General features: G+C 36.0%; 14 protein-coding genes. 2 read left to right on the forward strand and 12 right to left on the reverse strand.

The window, feature by feature from the left end; genetic code table 11:
* Nucleotides 1-620: 620 nt before the first annotated feature.
* The 9 genes from DEU39_RS11095 to DEU39_RS11135 all read right to left on the reverse strand — a co-directional run bounded on the left by DEU39_RS11095 (nt 621) and on the right by DEU39_RS11135 (nt 10588).
* Entirely contained in the window at nt 621-1949 is a 1329-nt protein-coding gene (locus DEU39_RS11095; protein WP_120231971.1) for a hydroxymethylglutaryl-CoA synthase family protein, read from the reverse strand.
* A 167-nt stretch (nt 1950-2116) separates the two neighbouring features.
* The gene (locus DEU39_RS11100; RefSeq protein ID WP_120231972.1) at nt 2117-4627 is read right to left on the reverse strand and encodes a M1 family metallopeptidase; all 2511 of its coding nucleotides are present in this window, start codon (nt 4625-4627) and stop codon (nt 2117-2119) included.
* Between the two features lie 12 nt (nt 4628-4639).
* The gene (locus DEU39_RS11105) at nt 4640-4858 is read right to left on the reverse strand and encodes a hypothetical protein (RefSeq protein WP_062674294.1); all 219 of its coding nucleotides are present in this window, start codon (nt 4856-4858) and stop codon (nt 4640-4642) included.
* Nucleotides 4859-5088: 230 nt separating this feature from the next.
* The gene (locus DEU39_RS11110; RefSeq protein ID WP_062674291.1) at nt 5089-5883 is read right to left on the reverse strand and encodes a thymidylate synthase; all 795 of its coding nucleotides are present in this window, start codon (nt 5881-5883) and stop codon (nt 5089-5091) included.
* A 135-nt stretch (nt 5884-6018) separates the two neighbouring features.
* Entirely contained in the window at nt 6019-6459 is a 441-nt protein-coding gene (locus DEU39_RS11115; RefSeq protein WP_062674289.1) for a hypothetical protein, read from the reverse strand.
* 150 nt (nt 6460-6609) lie between these two features.
* Nucleotides 6610-7959 carry an alpha-amylase family glycosyl hydrolase gene (locus DEU39_RS11120; protein ID WP_120231973.1) on the reverse strand — a complete coding sequence of 450 codons (1350 nt, stop codon included), beginning with the start codon at nt 7957-7959 and terminating at the stop codon, nt 6610-6612.
* Nucleotides 7960-8099: 140 nt separating this feature from the next.
* Complete coding sequence (locus tag DEU39_RS11125) at nt 8100-8699, reverse strand: IS1096 element passenger TnpR family protein (protein WP_062674287.1); 600 nt, start codon at nt 8697-8699, stop codon at nt 8100-8102.
* Nucleotides 8700-8833: 134 nt separating this feature from the next.
* Complete coding sequence (locus tag DEU39_RS11130; protein WP_047434197.1) at nt 8834-9865, reverse strand: sensor histidine kinase; 1032 nt, start codon at nt 9863-9865, stop codon at nt 8834-8836.
* A 48-nt stretch (nt 9866-9913) separates the two neighbouring features.
* A complete protein-coding gene (locus tag DEU39_RS11135) occupies nt 9914-10588 on the reverse strand; it encodes a response regulator (RefSeq protein WP_002977493.1) in 675 nt (224 codons plus the stop codon).
* 325 nt (nt 10589-10913) lie between these two features.
* Here DEU39_RS11135 and DEU39_RS11140 point away from each other — a divergent pair, with 325 nt between their 5' ends.
* A complete protein-coding gene (locus DEU39_RS11140; RefSeq protein ID WP_062674286.1) occupies nt 10914-13703 on the forward strand; it encodes a TonB-dependent receptor in 2790 nt (929 codons plus the stop codon).
* A gap of 44 nt (nt 13704-13747) precedes the next feature.
* On the forward strand, nt 13748-15157 hold the full coding sequence (locus tag DEU39_RS11145; protein ID WP_062674285.1) for a hypothetical protein: 1410 nt from the start codon (nt 13748-13750) through the stop codon (nt 15155-15157).
* A 935-nt stretch (nt 15158-16092) separates the two neighbouring features.
* Here the strand turns inward: DEU39_RS11145 and DEU39_RS11155 are convergent.
* From DEU39_RS11155 to DEU39_RS11165, 3 genes are all read right to left on the reverse strand, one after another.
* Complete coding sequence (locus tag DEU39_RS11155; protein ID WP_120231974.1) at nt 16093-17331, reverse strand: amidohydrolase; 1239 nt, start codon at nt 17329-17331, stop codon at nt 16093-16095.
* A gap of 79 nt (nt 17332-17410) precedes the next feature.
* Nucleotides 17411-18256 (reverse strand): AraC family transcriptional regulator, encoded by an 846-nt coding sequence (locus DEU39_RS11160; RefSeq protein ID WP_120231975.1) that lies wholly within the window; start codon nt 18254-18256, stop codon nt 17411-17413.
* Nucleotides 18257-18456: 200 nt separating this feature from the next.
* Nucleotides 18457-19788 (reverse strand): amidohydrolase, encoded by a 1332-nt coding sequence (locus DEU39_RS11165; RefSeq protein WP_120231976.1) that lies wholly within the window; start codon nt 19786-19788, stop codon nt 18457-18459.
* Nucleotide 19789 lies beyond the last annotated feature (1 nt).

The following is a 19789-nucleotide window of genomic DNA, read 5'->3' on the forward strand; positions in this document are numbered from 1 at the left end:
TTAACAGATTTTAATATATTCAAGGGACAAATATGTAGATAAATATCTATACCATCAATTCATTAAACACTGAAAACAGGCTTCCAGAAAGGAGAGATTCACACTCATACTTAAAAAATGATGGAGAATTATTTTAATTACATTTAAAAAATTAACAAAAAATAAGTCAATTTATATATTAACGGAATTTTAATAAATTTGAAAATTAAAATCAATTTACTAAAAGAATAAACATTAAATTAAAAAAATAAACTCAAAAATAATTTTTGATTAAAAATTTGAATTAAATCAGTTTTAAATTTTTAGTAAAATAGAGAAAAAAACGGCTTATTTTCTTAAATTTTATATAAAAAACACCCCTTTATATCCGCAGAACCCTGTTTTAAAAGAGGGTCGCTGAGATTAAAATTTAAAAACTGTTAATTTAATATTTACAGAATTTAGTTAATACATAAGAAGTATACCTACATGTTACCTGTATTTTTTTAACCATTTCACTCATAAAATTAAAAATAATCCAAGCATAAAAATCATGAAAACCAACAGGCTTTTTTCCATTGATAAAAAAGAAAAGCATCTCAAAATATGAGATGCTTTATATGATTTAATAGAAGATAATCTTACTTCTGATAACTATAATACCTAGCTCCAATTAAAACCGGATTTTCAGCCTCAATAGAAACAAGTCCAAAACCTTTATATTGATTATTTACAGATTCCTTCAATTGTTTTCTGTGAAGTTTCTCATAGGTATCAAAATCAACAGAAGTTCTTTGGTTTAGTTTTTCGAATAAATTCCATTTCTCTACTACTTTTCTCCAGCCTTCAGACACTTTTCCTGCAAAAACCTTTGATTTTGAACCACTTCCATAACCTACAAAACCAATTTCTTTTCCTGTAAGTTCTTCATTTTCATTAAAAGATGTTTGTAATGCGGAAAGAAATGCCATAAAAATAGAAGCCGTGTACATATTTCCGATCTCAGAAGAAGCTCTCTGGGTCTTTTCTATCTTATCATTAATTAGTTTCAGATAATTTTCTGACTTAGCAATTGCTTTCTGTTCGTCCACAGTTTCATAAGAAAGACCATTCTCCAGACTATATATTTCTGTGAAAACTCTTTTTCCATGGAAGGCATAAGGAAGATGAAAGATAATGTACTTCCAGTTTTCATATGGTTTATCCTGCCCTGTTAGCTCTTTATAGTGATAATAAGCTTCTTTTATTCTATCCTGATAGCACTGGTTAGAATATTGTCCGTCAAAAACAGGTTCATCCGTGAAAATTTCAATCTTTTCGGGATAGGCTTCCGGAGCTCCACTCAAGTCTTCTTTATTATATGATCTTCTCGGTTTGAAAAAATCAAAGACACTTTCTGAAGCAACTCCCCAATTATTTTCTATTACAAGAAGATCTGGTTTTGAGGAAATCAAAAGAGCAACAGCACCACCTCCTTGTGTATATTCTCCTGATGAAGCCAATTCATATTTTGCATAATCACTGGCAATCACGACTGCTTTTTTATCAGGGTTTACTTTTACAAAGTCTAGCGCGTTATGCAATGCATCTACTCCTCCTACACAAGCAAAAGTCATATCAAGTACGTCACAGTTTCTGAAACATCTTGTTCCAAATTCTTCTTCCAATACTTTTTCTACCATTTGTACAGCATAGGAAGCTGTAGGCTTTGCAGCGTCCACTGCGCTTTCTGTACCAAGGTATACTCTTGCTATTTCTTTAGGATTGATTTGATAGTCTTTTATAAGCTTTAGTAATGCTTCTGCTGCAAAGGTGGCAGCATCTTCGTGAACATCAGAAAGTCCCATTTTATGAAGACCTAAGCCTTTTTCCAATTTTGCTGGTTCTATTCCTCTTTTTTCTGCTAAATCCTTAATTTCCAAATATAAACCAGGCACATAATAACCCGCTGCTTCAATTCCAAAACTCATAATTGTCCAAATTTTAAACGAATTTATGAAAGATAATGCAAAAAACAGTCGTAAAAAATGCTAATTTTTACAACATCGTTAAAAACCAATGTATTTAAAAATAAAATCCGACAATGTAGGTACACGTAACGATAAAAAGAAAGCCGGCAAATCTGCCGGCTTTCTTTTTATTTATAATTTTCGATGGCTTTATTGATGACATCGATCTGTTTGTTGATACTTGCTGCATTTTGTGGATTCTGTTTCAGCAGTTCCATTTTTTTGCTCAAACCATCTTTCAGCATCTGAACCATCATCATTTTAGCTTGTGGATTATCTGCCATCTGATTTTTGGCATATCCTGCTATTTTCGTAATGCTTTCCGTTGCTTTCAGGTTATCGGAAGTCATGATCCAGTTGAAACCGTCTTCCGCCGCTTTTCCCAATTCCGGATTCTGGAATTTAATGAAGGGGTAAAAAGTAGCCAGAGGCGCAATATTTTCTATCTGAGAGGTAATTTTGTTTTTAACAATAATCGGAAGTAATTGTGCTCTGAGTTCGTCTGATGCTCCTTTCATATCAATTTTATCAGCCAGATTGCTGGCTTTTGACGGGTCAATAGAAAGAAGCGCACTCAAAGAACTTCCTTTTACTGCATTGGAAACAGCATTCACTCCTTTTTCAAATAAAGGAAGGTATTTTTTATCTTTTGTTTTTCCTAAAGCCGTAATAGCTGCAGCTTGAGTCAATGTTTTCGGATCATTGGAAGCCAGTTTTTCAACTTCAGCACCCAATGCTTTCATTTGTTCAGGATTAGTAAGGTCTATTAAGTTTAATGCTTTTATTCTTACTCTGAAGAAAGGATCTTTTAATGCAGCAGCCAGTAATTTTACAACAGCAGGACTTTTCCCAGCCTGATCTTTAATTCCGTTTAAAGCAAGATATCTGCTTTTGAACTCTTTAGAATTGGTAAACTGCATCAGATTTTGTTCCGGAGTTTTAGTATCGGTGATTTCGGCTAATAAAACACCATCTGCATTAATATTTACCAGATCAGGAGCTTTAGAAACATCAAAACTAAATGTATTTTTTGATTCCGCATTTACCCAAACATTATATCTTTTAGGTTTTCCGTTGTCATATACATCAATCGCCAGAGGAAATTCAAATGGTTTTTCCTGTGTTTGATTAATTGTAACAGCAACCTGCTTTTTCACGGGCTCAAATGTGGAGGTGTAATTGATCTTCGGATTTCCGTTTCCGAAATACCATTGATTAAAGAACCAGTTCAGGTCTTTACCGGATACTTTTTCAAAAGAAAGCCTTAATTGATGAGCTTCTGCATTCTGATATTCGTTGGTTTTCAGATAATCATTCATTCCGGCAAAGAAGGCATCATCTCCAAGATAGTTTCTCAGCATATTTAAAATACCTCCTCCCTTCTGATAGGTTACCAGGTCAAAAACGTCTTCACGGGATTCATAATTGAACCTAACCAGATTCTTATTAAAGTCGGTTGGGTTGTGAAGATAATTATTCACATCTGTCATCAGGTGATAATCTGCCTGATCTTTTCCGTATTTGTATTCATTCCAAAGGTATTCGGAATAGTTAGCAAAGGATTCATTGACGGTAAGATTACTCCAGCTTTCTGCTGTAACAAGATCTCCAAACCAATGATGGAACAGTTCATGGGCAATGGTATCTTCCCATGTATTTTCATCGATAAGCTGCCCCGGTTTCTGCAGGATATCACTTCCATGAAGAGTGGCTGTGGTATTTTCCATCGCACCACTTACATAATCTCTTCCGGAAATCTGGGCATATTTCGCCCATGGATAGTCATAATTCAGTTTTTTGGAGAAAAAGTCGATCATTTCCGGAGTATTTCCGTAGATCTGTTTAGCATAAGGCTCGTATTCCTTTTCAATATAATAATCAACAGGAATGTTTTTCCATTTGTCTTTTACAACAGCATATTCTCCTACGCCCATAAAGAAAAGATAAGTAGAATGTCTCTTGTCCATCACCCAATGATCGGTTCTAAGTCCATTGGATTCTTTTTTAGAATCTTTCATGAGACCGTTTGAAAGCGTTACATATTTATCAGGAACTGTCATATAGATTTCCTGTGTTGTCTTTTGGTTGGGTTTATCAATAGTAGGAAACCATGCTGAAGAAGATTCTGTTTCTCCCTGTGTCCAGATTTGTGTTGGTGTGTTGGGATCTTTTCCCTGAGCGTTTATGAAATACAGCCCTTTCTCATCATTGATTGCCATGCTCCCCTGTTGTTTCACTTCATTCGGGCGGGAGGTATATTTGATGTAAACTGTATAATCCTGATTTCTCTGATAGGTTTTATCCAGTGTAATTTTTAGAATATCGTCTTTATATTCGTATTTTAAAGGAGACATTTTGCCGTTGTTATCAAGAGCCACTTCATGAATCAGCATTCCTTTTGCATCAAGGGTAAGCTCATTGGTGGCATAGAAGTAAGGTGAAGCGGTAAGCCATTCTTCCCCATTCATCTGTTCTTTCTGATAATCAAAATTCACTTTCAGTTTTGTGTGCTTAAGCTCCGTTACTTTCGTGTGGGTAGCTCTGTACACTTTTTCTCTTCCTGAAGTTTCGGTTTGTGCTGATACATTGGCGGAACATAAAATTCCAAGTATAGCGATTGATAAAATGGCCTTTCTCATCGGTCTGCTTTATTATTTTTTTATGATTATATCGAAAATGTCATTAACTAGGGTTTCATAGTCACCCGTTTTAAGCTGTTCCTTCGTTTTTGCAAAAGCTTTTTTGAGTTCACTTTCAGGATTTTCGTCATCCACTATTTCTGCGGATGCCACACCTTTCAGCTGAAGTACTGCATTCTTCAGTGCTTCAATATCTGCATTTTCTTCAATATTAATTTTTAAATACTTCATAATTTATTTTTAAGCATTTCAAATTTATGATTTACTACCAGCCAGTGAATGGCCCTGCAAAAAGGAATTCAAAGAAGCGGAGTTGTTCTTTCAAATGTAAGAAACAATTACCAAAAGAAAGTGTGCTAAAGTATTTATATTCTGATTTCCAACTTATGGATACAGATAATGCCGTCTACTCATGTTAAAATAATAGACGTAAATAAAAAAAATAAAGTGATGTAAGAATATTAAATGGCTACAGGAGCTTTGATCCCCGGATGCGGATCATAATTTTCTAAAATAAAGTCTTCGAAATCGAAATCAAAGATATTTTTAACGTCAGGATTCAATTTCATAGTCGGAAGTGCTTTTGGCTCTCTTCCAAGTTGTCTGTTTACCTGTTCAAAATGATTGTTATAAATATGAACATCTCCAAAGCTGTGAACATAATCCCCTACTTCAAGATCACATACCTGCGCTACCATCATCAGCAGCAATGCATAACTTGCAATATTAAACGGTACACCAAGGAAAACATCGGCACTTCTCTGATAAAGCTGCAGCGATAATTTACCATCAGCTACGTAGAACTGGAACAAGGCATGACAAGGAGCCAAAGCCATGTTAGGAATTTCTGCAACATTCCATGCTGATACGATAAGTCTTCTGGAATCCGGATTTTTTTTAATCTGGTCAATTACTTCTGTAATCTGATCTACCACTTTCCCGTCTGCACCACTCCAGCTTCTCCACTGCGCCCCATAAACAGGTCCAAGATCTCCATTTTCATTGGCCCATTCATCCCAGATACTTACTCCGTTATCTTTAAGATATTTAATATTGGTATCTCCTTTCAGAAACCAAAGTAACTCATAGATAATGGATTTCAAATGCACTTTTTTTGTGGTTACCAAAGGAAATCCTTTTGACAGATCATATCTCAGCTGATAGCCGAAAACACTTCTTGTTCCAGTGCCGGTTCTATCAGTTTTATCCGTTCCGTTGTCTAAAATATGCTGTAAAAGATCCAGGTAGTTTTGCATTTTGAATGAGATTTTAAGTTCCAAATTTAGTAAAAACCAATAAAAAAAGTACCCACTTTTATGAATGCTTTTTATAGAGACAATGATTATTTTCTATTAAACAACTGTATATCTGCAATCTAACAGATCGTAATTTTACCATATATTTTCAATAGTCTGATAAATGGTGTTGACAATGAAATTTTCTCCTGCTTTTTTATTATACATGATTTTCACCAAAGGAGATTCTGCAGAAACCGTCATGATTTTCTGATTTTCAAAAATAATTTCTCCCATAGAAACTGCTACGTAAAATAGTCCTTTATCGGTTTTTACCAAAGCTCCGTTCTGAACTTTTTCCGAAGGATCAGAAGTTATTTTCTGCAAAACAGCCTGCTGATTCAGCACTTCATTGAGCTGTCTCTGCAAATTATTGATTTCCTGCTGAAGCATTTCTCTTCCGGTTTCATATTTATCACCCATTGAGCTTTTGGTGTCGTTATTGGAAGCCCGTGTTTCTGCAATAAGGTTTTCAAAGTATTGGATTTTGTCAGCAGCTTTTGCTTTGATGATATTGATTATTTCCTGTTTGTTCATTGTAATGGTGGATTTTTATTGTAGGGCAGATAAACCACCCCGTCAAAATCTGTGATTTTGACACCCCTCCAGAGGAGGGGAAATGAGTACGCTAAAAGACTAATTGTTAATAATTAGTGCTTCAACCGGAAGTTCAGAGGTTTTTATTGCTTACTTTTCAAATACGGCATAATCAGAAACTTTGAAACTAAAGTCTTTTCCATTACTGAAATCTCTTTTCGTTTTATCAAAAACATTTCTGAATATTCCTGATAAGTGTTCGTCTTCAACAGAAAAGCTAACAGGTTCTTTTGACATATTCAAAACTACCAGTAATTCATCTTTTCCATTTTTCCTTACATAAGCAAGAATTTTATCGTTCGCTGTGGTATTCAGCAGATAGGTAGTTACATTAGGATCTCCACCTCTTAAAGCAGGGTTGACAGCTTTTAAATCCAATAGTGTTTTATAGAAATCAGCAACCTGATACGCATTGGTCCACTTAATAACATCTTTCTCGAAAAATTCCAGTCTCTTCATGTTCGGAAGTTCCTGTCCGGAATATAATAATGGCACACCATTCCATGTTGCAGAGAATACTGCCATAGGCTTTGTAATCACTCCATATTTTTCATATTCTGTTCCGTTCCACGAGTTTTCATCATGATTTGTGGTAAACCAGGCTCTCATCGATGTATCTCCGATATTAGAATATTGTCTCAAAAGATCTTTTAATTCCTGAAGAGGTTCATTCTTTTTATAATAATCGGCAGATTTGTGCATCCATTTCCAGGAATAACTTGCGTCGAAAACTTTACCATATTCCGGGCTTTCCAGTTCATCGAACTCTCCCAGCCAGAAAAGAGGTTTTATTTTTTCCACTTCAGGACGTGCCTGTTCCCAGAAATCGACTTCTACCCATGAAGCAAGATCACATCTGAAACCATCAATATTGGTTTCTTGTACCCAATATTTCATGGCATCTATCATGGCCAGACGCATTTCCTGATTTTTATAATCCAATTCAATAATATCATCCATTCCGGAAGCAATATGGAATTTTCCGTCGGGGTCTTTAAGATAAAATTCAGGGTGTGTTTTGGTCCAAACATGATCCCAGCCAGTATGATTGGCTACCCAGTCAATGATTACTTTGAATCCCAGTCTGTGTGCCTCATTCACCATATCTTTAAAATCCTGCAGTGTTCCGAATTCAGGATTAATGGAAGTATAATCTGAAGCCGCATAAGGACTGCCCATACTTCCTTTTTTATTCTGTTGGGCAATTGGTGTGATCGGCATAAACCAAAGGGTTTTTATTCCCATAGATTTCAGGCGGGGCATTTCTTTTGCAAATGCTCTGAAAGTTCCTTCCTGAGTATATTGTCGTATGTTTACTTCGTAGATATTTGTAGTATGTTTCCAATCTTTTGGCAGTTCTGTCATCTTCCTGATATTTTTTTGAGTGGTACAGGAAACAATTCCCAGACCAATTACAGCTAACAAAATTAATTTTTTCATTAAACTATTTTTAACAAAAATAAGGATTGTTTTTGGGGTAAAAGGGTAAAAAGGCAAAATCGTTAAAAGCAGAATGGTAATTTGCTTTATTTAGCATAAAAAAGCCCTGGATCTAAATCCAGGGCCAGTATATTGTATGATTATCTTTCATCATCATTGTCATCCTCATCATCAAAGACATCGTCATTGTAATCTTCTTCTTCCTCATCATCAAAGCTGTCATCATCTTCATCCGAAAAGTTTCCACCCGCTACGAAATCGTCATCAAAACCAAACTCATCATCTACCAACGGCATTGCTGATTTCTTTTTGCCACCTCCGGCACCTCCGTTTTTGCTAGGAGCCTTTAAAGGAACGTTTCCGAATCTGTATACGGTAATAGGATAATTAACTCCTTTTGTTTCTTCAATAACTTCTACAAGCTCGCAGAAGAACTCCCAAAGATCAAGAAGCCCATACTGGAACTGTGCTTTGTCGCCTACGTTTTCAAAAGCTTCATCTATATAAACATCTGACATGATCTCACCATCACCATCATCACTCATATCTTCCAATGGGACACTTTTTACGATTGTTCCGTCATCTTCTAACAGATTAAAAGTAGAAAGCTCATCTCCCTGCAGACTGAATGCACTTTTAATTCCTAAATGTAAGTTCCATAACGTTTGTTTTCCCTTAACTTCGACATCACGGAAAATATCCTCTTTCGCATCTAATATTACGCGGATTTTGTAAACCATATCAGTTTCTTAAATTACTTTTTTGCCTTTATAATTATGATAAATCTCTGTTGCAAATATATAATAAATGACATGTGACAAAAAAATATTTCAGGATTTTTTAAAATATTTTTTTTTCTTACATTTTGCCGGAATTATTTACTTTTTTCGAGCATAAAACTGAACTTCGTCCCTTCAAGGTAAACACTTTCTACGGTAATGTTTTCATTGTGTGCTTCAAGGATGTGCTTTACAATGGCCAATCCAAGTCCTGAACCGCCTTCTCTTCTGCTTCTGCTGGTTTCCACACGATAAAATCTTTCGAAGATTCTTGGAAGAATTTCAGATTTTATTCCCATTCCGTTATCTATCACCTCTATCAGCACCTTATTTTTCAGAATGCTGGTTTTTACGATCACTTTCGCTTCCTGTCTGTTGGCATAATGAATGGCATTGGAGATCAGATTAATAAAAACCTGAGAAATTTTCTGTTTATCGGCTTCTACAAAGATCTGTGGATGAAGAGTCTGAATCTGTAATGTTGTATTTCTTTTTTCGGCTTCAAGATCAAGTAAGTCGAAGATTTCCTTGATCAGAAGGTTGACATCAAATTTTGAAACAGTAAGATTGATTTCACCGGCTTCCAGCCTGTTGATCATATCAAGATCTGTCACAATAGCGATCAGTCTTTCTACCGATTTATCAATTCTTTCGAGATATTTGTCGCGGATGGTAAGATTATCCACTCCGCCATCTCTTAAAGTCTCTACATATCCCTGAATAGAAAATAATGGAGTTTTAAGCTCATGAGAAACATTTCCGATGTATTCTTTACGATAACTTTCCATCTCTTTCATCATATCAATTTCTGATACCTGCTGTTGATTCAGATCTGAGAATCTTTCGCCTAATTCTTTGATGGTGATATTTTCGTCGTGATTCTGCACTATTTCCTGCGGCAGAAATCCGGAAAGGCCTTTAACCTGTTTTCTGCTGTAGTAATTGAAAAGGAGTTCCAGTACTACACAGTTGATCAGGAAGATCAGAATAATACAGATGAAAAGACCCGTTTTGAACAAAGGGGTCTCATAATAGATATCTTTCAGCGAATCGAATACGACCCCTAAAAGGAGCATTACCAGTGTCAGCAGACACGAGGCAACGAGGGTAAGTCTGTAAAATTTCAATTTTACAACGTTTTAATGATTGAACGTAAAGTTAAGATTTTTAAATAATTAAACGATCAGTTTATATCCAATCCCTTTTAATGTCTGAATCGTATTGATTCCTAGTTTTTCTCTTAGTCTTCTGATGTGAACATCAATAGTTCTTTCCCCTACAATCACATCATTACCCCAAACTTTCTCCAGAATCTCTTCTCTTTTGAAAACTTTTTCAGTATTGGAAGCCAAAAGGTAAAGCAAATCAAATTCTTTTTTGGGAAGAAGAAATTGCTGTCCGCTTTTGGAAACTCTGAAGTTATCTTTATCGATAACAAGGTCACCGATTTCAATAAGTTTTGCATTGTCAGACACCTGAGAGGTTAGCTGTAATAATGCATTCACTTTAGAAATAAGGATTTTCGGCTTGATCAGTTTTACAATGTAATCATTGGCTCCTGCCTGAAAACCTGCTAATTGAGAAAACTCTTCGCTTCTTGCAGAAAGGAACACAATAAGTGTTTTTTGCAGTTCTTTCACTTTACGAAGTTCCTGACAGGTTTCTATACCATCTTTTTCAGGCATCATGACATCTAATAAGATAAGATCCGGAACAATTTCCTTCGCTTTTTCTATACCTTCGTTACCATTGGTAGCGGTATAGATATCATACCCTTCCTTTTCCAAATTGTAAGACAGAATCTCTAAAATGTCCAGTTCATCGTCTATTAAAAGAATTTTTTTGCTCATCTTCTAGTTTAAGAATTCCCACAAAATTAATTATTTCAATTGATTTCATCTATCTGCCAAATGTTAACTAATTATTAAAAAACAACATTTTAAACAGTAATTACAAAATCAATAAAAAAACTAACAAATAATTACACACAAATCAAATATAAGGAATAATAATTAACATTAAAACAAAAATTATAATTATATAAATTAAACATCGATAAGTATAAAAGTCACGGTCCTGTTAATACAAACTTCATAATTAATTAAGATTCTCCTAAAGTTTTCTTAAAAACTTAGCCTTTATTTTGCCCTTGAAAAAGAAGTAAAAGAAGTAATAATGAAAAAACAACTCCACAAGAGCATCATGCTACTTGCCTTGTTTTCTGCTGGCTATGCTTTTGCACAAAGTCAGATTTTGGAAGGTAGGGTATTGGACGAGAAAGACAATTCTCCTATAGAAGGGGTAAAAGTAAAAGTAAATGGCCAGGAAGTAACTACTGACATTTCCGGATACTACTCTATCAACCTTTCTCCCGGAGCCAATTACATCGTAACGGTAAGTTCCAACGGGTATAACAGAAAAGAGATCAGTGAGGTTATTATAAAGAATGAAGGTAATACTCATCTTGACATCGTTCTGGATAAACCATCTACCAAAGAAAAAGAAATTGAGGGAGTTGTCATAAAATCAAATGCAAGAAAAGAAACCATAGCCTCTACCATCGGTTTACAAAAGAACGCAGGTGTAGTTTCTCAGGTTATTGGTGTTGAAGCGATCAAAAGAAGTCCGGACAGGAACACAGGTGAAGTTCTGAAAAGAGTTTCCGGAGTGAGTTTATTTGACGGAAAATATATTGTAGTAAGAGGTTTATCAGACCGTTATAACCAGGCGATGCTGAATGGTATTCAGTTATCCAGCACGGAGCCTGACAGAAAGACTTTCTCTTTTGACCTTTTCCCTGCGAATGTTATCGAAACCCTTGTTATCAACAAAACGTTCATTCCTGAATATACAGGTGAATGGGGCGGTGCATTGATTCAGGTAAATACGAAAGACATTCCTAATAAAAATTTCTTCAATGTACAGGTAGGTGTAGGTGGAAACACCGCTACTATGGGACAGGAATTCCATATGCAGAAAGGAGGAAAGTGGGACTTTTTAGGAATCGATGACGGTTACAGAAAACTTCCTACCAATATGCCTGCAAAAAATGCTTTCAGTATTCTGACTGAAGCACAGAAAACAGAGATTGGTAAAGGATATACAAAGAATCTTGGATACAACAGTATCGGTTATCCTGAAAACTTAAGTTTACAACTTGACGGAGGTTTCAATACGAAATTATTCGGAAAAGATTTAGGAGTAATTGCTGTTTTAAACTATAGTAACAACAAAAGAAGAACAGAGTCTACCAACCGTTTCTTTACCATCAACAACCAGCTTGCTGATACCAACTTCGATTATTTTACAGAAAAATACAGCAATGATATTATTTTAGGAGGGATGCTGAACCTTTCTTTAAAGCTGAACAACAACAACAAAATTTCCCTGAAGAATATCATTACTAATAATACAGTAAACCACATGTCCTTCAGAACAGGAAAGGACTTTGAATTTGATCCGATTAACGGTACCAATATCATGGCAAGGGAAATTGGATTTAAAGAAACTACTTTCTATAACTCTACCCTTTCCGGTAATCATAAAATTGATGTTCTTGGCGGATTGACCGTAAACTGGTACGGAAGTTTCGGAATCCTTGATCAATACATTCCTTTGCTGCAGCGTTTACAGTATAACCAATATACAAATATGCCGGGAAGTCCTTATTTAGCTTTGATTTCCAACGGTCTTTCCCAAAAATCAGGAAGTGTATTCTACTCTACTCTGAGCGACTATCTGTATAATGCAGGAGGTGACGTATCCAAGACGTTTACGATGTTCGGACAAAAACAAACGATCAAAGGAGGTTATTTATTCCAGGTTAAAGACAGAATATACAACTCAAGACCATTCTCTGTAAGACTTGAAAACTTCAATCAGGGATTACTTTCCCAGCCTTTTGAAACCATCTTCAATCCTGGTAATTTCGGAACTAACGGAGGATTTACATTTGATGAAATTGCTGGAAACCAGTACAGATATATTGCTAACACGATTCTTAACGCAGGGTATTTACAGTTTGACAATAACTTCACACCATGGTTAAGAGCTGTCTGGGGATTAAGAGTGGAGAACTTTGACCAGTTGGTAGGTAGCACAAAAAAGAGTGATGACCGTTTTGTAAATACACGCGTTACAGACTTTTTACCTGCTGTTAACTTGACATTCAAGGTAAATCCTAAAATGAATATCCGTCTTGCGGGTTCACAAACTGTTGTAAGACCGGAATTCAGAGAGGTTTCTCCTTTGGCATATTATGATTTTGACCTTGGAGCAACTGTAATCGGTAACAAATCTATCGAAAGAACTAAAATAACGAGTGCCGATCTTCGTTGGGAATTCTACCCAAGAAACGGGGAAATTATATCCGTGGCAGGTTTCTATAAAAACTTCAAAAAACCGATCGAACTATACTTCAACCAATCAGGAGTAGGAACAAGTAACACTTTCAACTACCTTAACGTAGATAAAGCGGATGCTTATGGATTGGAAGTTGAAGCCAGAAAAAAACTGGATTTTGTAAGTGCTCTTAAAAACTTTACCCTTGGTGGAAACGTAGCATTAATCAAAAACAGAGTAACAGACGAAGCTACCAATATTGACAGACCAATGCAGGGACAATCTCCATATACTGTTAACCTAAGTCTTCAGTATGACACTGAAAAATCAGGATGGTCTTCAACGCTATTATTCAACATGATCGGAAGAAGAATCCTTTACGTAGGAAACGATCAGGTTCCACCAATCTGGGAAGCACCTAGACCTCTTCTGGATTTCCAGCTTGCTAAAAAACTATGGAGCAACAAGGGAGAGATCAAGCTGAATGTTTCAGATATCCTGAACCGTCGTGCTAAATTCTACCATGACCTGAATGACAATGGCAAGTATGACAGCAAAGATGCTCTTGCTATTGAAAGACTTACAGGAACCAATATCAGTTTAACACTGGGATACAATTTTTAATTCACTCAACAAATAATCTAATAAATAATTTAATTCTTTATAACATGAAAAAGTTCGTTTTATATTCTTTAATGCTTGGCGCTCTAGTATCAACTACCGCATGTAGAAATATAGAAGAAGATGGACCTACCATTATTCAAAATGGAGGTAATGGAAACGGAGACACTGAAAACCTTATTCTTTCAGGAAAAATCACTTCCAATACTACACTTAAAGCCAATAAAATCTATAAGCTGAGAGGACTGGTATATGTAACTAACGGAGCTACTTTAACGATCGAGCCAGGTACAAAGATTGTAGGTGAAGCTGATAAAAACGGAGCTTTAATCATTACAAGAGGAAGCAAAATAATGGCAGAAGGAACTGCTGCCAATCCTATTATCTTCACTTCAGAGAAAGCAAGTCCTAAAAGAGGAGACTGGGCAGGTGTAGTAATTTTAGGAAATGCTCCTACTAATGCATCTTTCGGAGGAACAAACGGCGTTGGAGAAATTGAAGGAGGTATTAACAACTCTGAAGGTCTTGGACTTTATGGAGGAAATAATGCTGCTGACAACAGTGGAGTATTAAAATATGTAAGAATAGAATATGCAGGATATGCATTCTTACCAGATAAAGAGATCAACGGACTTACATTCGGTGGTGTAGGTAGCGGAACTACAGTGGATTATGTAGAAGTTGCTTATGCTAACGATGACAGTTTTGAGTGGTTCGGAGGAACAGTAAACTGTTCTCACCTTATTTCTTATAAAGGTCTTGATGACGATTTCGATACTGACAACGGGTATTCAGGAAATGTACAGTTTGGTATCGCAGTAAGAGATTCTCAGGTAGCTGACGTTTCCGGTTCTAACGCATTTGAATCTGATAATGATGCCAACGGTTCTACTTTAACGCCTCAGACTTCAGCTACATTCTCTAACATGACGATTATCGGGCCAATCAACTCTGCTGCTCCGGGATCAATCAATGCGTTGTTCCAGAATGCATTACAGATCAGAAGAAACTCTTCTATCTCTGTATTCAACTCTGTATTTACAGGATTCCCGGTTGGTTTATTCATTGATGCTACTAAAGGATCTCCAACGGATAACAACATCGTAGGTAACAAATTATTCTTTGAAAACAACGTTTTAGCAGGAAATACAACTCCTTTAAAATTCGGACCATCTACATCTACTCCGACAACATATACATTAAACGATCTTACGACTTGGTTTAATGCTAAAGGAAATACAATTCTTGCTTCTACAGCTGATGTAAAACTTGCTGGTGCATGGGCTCCTGCAGGAACTACACCAAACTTTACTCCTAATGCAGGTTCTCCATTGTTAACAGGTGGAGCGTTTACAAACCCTAAATTAGCAACCTGGTTTACACAGGTTACTTACAGAGGTGCTGTAAAAGATGCCACTGATACTTGGTATGCAGGATGGACTAACTTTAACTTATAACATCATCATATAAGTACCTAGATTTAATTTCAAATAAAAGGCCTTCGGAAATATTTTCTGAGGGCTTTTTTTATTGTTAAAAATGGTATTAATCCAAACATTTTAAGTTCTCTTGAAAAGCGAATTAACACAATCAAAGAATTTTGTGAAGTTAAAAACCTTTTTCACTTGATATATATTCTACATAGTAATAAAGTTTTAGCAAATACGGATTCCCGTAATAGTGATTTTAAAATATCTTTTTACATTTATTTCACAATTTTAAAATCATCAATATCTTAAAACATTAATATTATGCTTATTGAAAATCCCGAAATACTGTTAATTGCATTTTTACTGTTTGCAATATTAAACATCTATACAATTAGAGATATTTTGAAAAATAAAAATCTAAGTAAACGACAAAAAAATAATTATGTCTGGTTACAGTTTGGATTCCCTATAATAGGAGCAATTATGTATTTTACTGACAAAAAAGTCATAAAGCAAAATTAAAATAATCATTAATAATTGAAAATAAAAAAGGGCTATTTCAAAACCAGATGCCCCTTTTTCATCATTATTCTCTGCTTTTACAGAATTCTGCATACTTCAATATTACGGGGCGTTCACATTAAAAAATCTGAAGTTGGTCATTTCAACAGTTATTTCTTTTGGCTGACCACAAATTTTCACAGATTATCACAGATTCTTAGTAGGTTTTGGCTAAAGCCAGAGGATTTTTTAACTAATTTCAAACGGGCTAAAGCCCGTTCCTATTGAATATAAAAAGTTCTAAGTTCACAATCAAAATCCCCAAACTCAAAACTCAAAACTCGAATCACAAATCTCAAAACCCGAAACCCGAAACCCGCACCCCATTCAAAAAAAGCCACCAGAAAAACTTCCGATGGCAGTTACAAAAAACAAGTGTATAAAAATATATATACTTCACATTAATTTCTCCAAAATAAATTCCCGTCATTCATTAGGGCTTTTATTTCAGACATTCTGGAAACAGCTTCTGCAGAGCATGAAGCATCTGTCAGAACAATTGCTGCTTCATCACCGGCTTTTGGCCATTGCTGCTTTCCTTTTTCATCCAGAGGAAGAGTGCTTTGAGTAGCAAACTGCAAGGCTCTTGATAAGGCATATTCCGTAGCATAACCATACAGCTCTGCAATAAGATTTGCTTTCTGCAGCATATTTCCGGATCCGAAGGTACTCCAGTAGTCCTGCACATTATCATTTCCGATCAATACATTAACCCCATATTTTTTCAGCGTTGGAATAGGCATTATTTTTCCTTTAAAAGGTACGGAAGAAGCAATTCCCACTTTTCCGGCAGCCAGTCTTTCTGCAATCTGCTCTGTTTCTTTGGGTGAAAGATGGGCTAAAGCAAATGCATGGCTTACAAACGTTTTTCCCTGAAGTGCAGGGTTTTCCATCGCTTTATCAATCAGACAACTGATGGTTTTCATTCCAGACTCTCCTGCTTCGTGCAGGTGAATATCAATTCCTTTGTTGTGATCTAAAGCCAGCTGAACGGTAAAATCCATTACTTTCTCAATACTTCCATCAATACTTAAAGGATCCAGCCCACCAATGAATTCTACACTTTTCAACTGTGCTGCTTCTTTCATCAACGGAGCAGATTCCGTATAATACACTCCATGCTGTGGAAAAGCAACCAGCTCGGCTTTGAAAGAATCTCTTTTATTTTCAAGAGCCTGCTCAAGATGTTCCAGAGATTTCAATCCAGAGGTAGGATCAATATTAAAATGGGTTCTCGCAAAATGAGTTCCGTAATGCTGCTGCAAACTGATCAGCTGTTCTGCTCTGCTTACCGAAGTTTTCAGCAATTCAGGAATGATTTCCTGTTCATAGGCAATCATATCCTTCACGGTTCTTCTTTTCGGAGAAAGTGCCTGCCATGGAAGACCATACAGGGTTTTATCGAGATGAATATGCATGTCTCTGAAAGCAGGAAGCATCAGATAACCTTTTGCATCAATTGCTTTGGAAGCAGGATCATTAGCTTTTACTGTTTTTATTTTTCCGTCTTCAATTTCAATACTGAAAAGGCCTGTTTTTGTTCCGATAACCTCTTCATTTTCGTATTCAAAGCCAGTCTCCAGGCGGACATTTTTAAGGGAATAGTTTCCTTTTGCAGTTAATTGATAGGGAAATTGCATGATTTAAATTTTAACAATACAAAATTAACCCATGTTCAAGCTAAAACCGGTGTATCAATTATGTCTTGTTTTGTACAGATTATTCTTTAAACTGGGAAGGTGTCATTCCCGTTTGGGCTTTAAAGAATTTGGAAAAGCTGGCATGATCATAGAACCCGAGATCATAGACAATGTCTTTCACTGACATTTCGGAAACTTTCAACAGTCTTTTGGCTTCCAGTAAAATACGGTCCTGAATAAGGGATGAAGCTGAAGCATTGAGGTTTTTCTTGCAGACAATATTCAGATAATTGGCGGAAATATTCAGTTTATCTGCATAAAAAGAAACGGATCTTTCTGTTTTGAAATATTCATCAATAAGATGGAGAAACTTTGAAATAATAGGATTAGAATTGTAAATTTCAAAATCTTTGAAAGCACCCTCCACAGATTGGCTCACCAGCAAACCAATCAATTCACTTCTTTTTTGAATCAATTCCCAAAAGACTTTTTCCCCATTCAATTCTTTCTGGATAGCCTGAAATTCATACAGAAAAGTTTCAAAAACTTCTTTGGAAAGATTGATCACTGGATGGTTCTGATAATACGAGGCAGAAAACCGTAATGAGGGCAGAAAACTTTCAAACCAATCTCTGCTGATCATCAGCTGATACCCGATGGTTTCTTTTTCAATCACCCATTGGTGTACCTGATCGGGAAAAACAAGATGAATCTGATGGTCTTTAACCTGATATTCTGTAAAATCTATGGTATGCGAACCTACTCCCTTCTCAAAAAGATTGATGATAAAAAAATCATGTTTGTGCGGATCATCGATGGAGCGCGCTCCGGAAAGTTCATTGAACAGCAGATTACAGCTTTTCAACTGATTATCACTAAATTCCTGAATTCCCAAAATAGGAAAATGATCTGTATGGTAAGCCACTCTGCCTGATTTTCTCCTAAAATTACTAAAATTTACGAGAGAAAAAACTAAAACAACCACAAAAGGAACAAAAGCTTTATTGTATCACGCTATCTTCATTTTTCATCTTCGTTCGTGACTTTCGTAAACTTGCATCCCCTTTATGGTTGAAAAAACACAACTAGATTATATATTAATTTATTTAATCCTTTTATTCTAAATTAAAAAACAACGTTTCCATCGTGAACTAAAGACTCTACCTCTGAAATTCTTGATACTACTTCTGCAGAACAGCTTGCGTTGATCAATACAAAATTTGCTTTATCACCTGACTTTGGCCATTGCTGAGTTCCTTTATCATCAAGCGGAAGAATATTTCCTGTTGCCAGTTTTAAACTTCTTGACAATAAAAACTCTGTTGAATATCCATACAATTGAGCCATTAAATTGGCTTTCTGAAGGACACTTCCGGTTCCGAAGGTATTCCAGTGGTCTACAATGCTGTCATTCCCGGTAAGGACAGTTACGTTATGTTTGTAAAGCGTTGGAATAGGCATAATCAACCTTCCGAAAGGTATTGTAGAGACAATTCCGATCTGTGCGTCGCCCAATTTCTCAGCAATTTCTTCCTGTTTTGCGGCTTCTAATTTTCCAAGAACAAAACAGTGGCTTAAATAAGTTTTCCCTTTCAGAGCAGGGTTTTCAGTCACTTTTTTAATCAGATATTCTACCGTTCTCAATCCCGAGTCTCCGGTTTCGTGTAAGTGAATATCTATTCCTTTTTTATTGTCTAAAGCAAGCTGAACCGTGAAATCGATCACTTTTTCGATATCTCCGTCGATGTTGAACGGATCTACTCCACCGATAAAATCAATATCCATCTTCGCCGCTTCTTTCAAATAAGGTACGGAATCCGTATAGAACACACCGTGCTGTGGAAAAGCCACCAGCTCAGCTCCAAAGCCTTTCTTTTTGTTTTCTAAAGCTTTCTGAAGATTTTTTAATGACTGAAGTTTTGAAGTGGGTTCAATATTCACGTGACTTCTTGCAAAGGAAGTTCCCTTAGACTGTAATAACTCAATCAGTTTTTCGGCTTTGAAAGTTGAATTCTTCAGCATCTCAGGAAGCATTTTCTGCTCCAGTTCTATCATTCCTTTTATCCCTCCGGTTCTCTTTCTCACAGCCTGCCATTGATCACCATAAAAGGTTTTATCCAAATGGATGTGCATATCCTTAAATGCAGGAAGCATCAACAGTCCTTTTGCATCTACCGCTTTAGCATTCGGTTGATTGGGTGAAATCTTTATAATTTTTCCGTTCTCAACTTCAACATAAAATAGATCCGTTTTGGTAGAAGACACTTCCCCATCCTGGTATTCAAATCCTGTTTCCAGACGAACATTCTTAAGGCTCATTTTTCCTTTTACTGAAAGATTTTTCTCATCGAAAGGCGATGCAGTCATGATATTGGGTATTAAGGTGAGTCCCGCTACAGCCAACGCTGAGTTTCGGATGAAATCTTTACGAGAGATATTATTGTCTGAGGTCTTCATT

The organism is Chryseobacterium sp. AG363, from assembly GCF_003610675.1.
In the GTDB taxonomy this organism is placed as follows: domain Bacteria; phylum Bacteroidota; class Bacteroidia; order Flavobacteriales; family Weeksellaceae; genus Chryseobacterium; species Chryseobacterium cucumeris.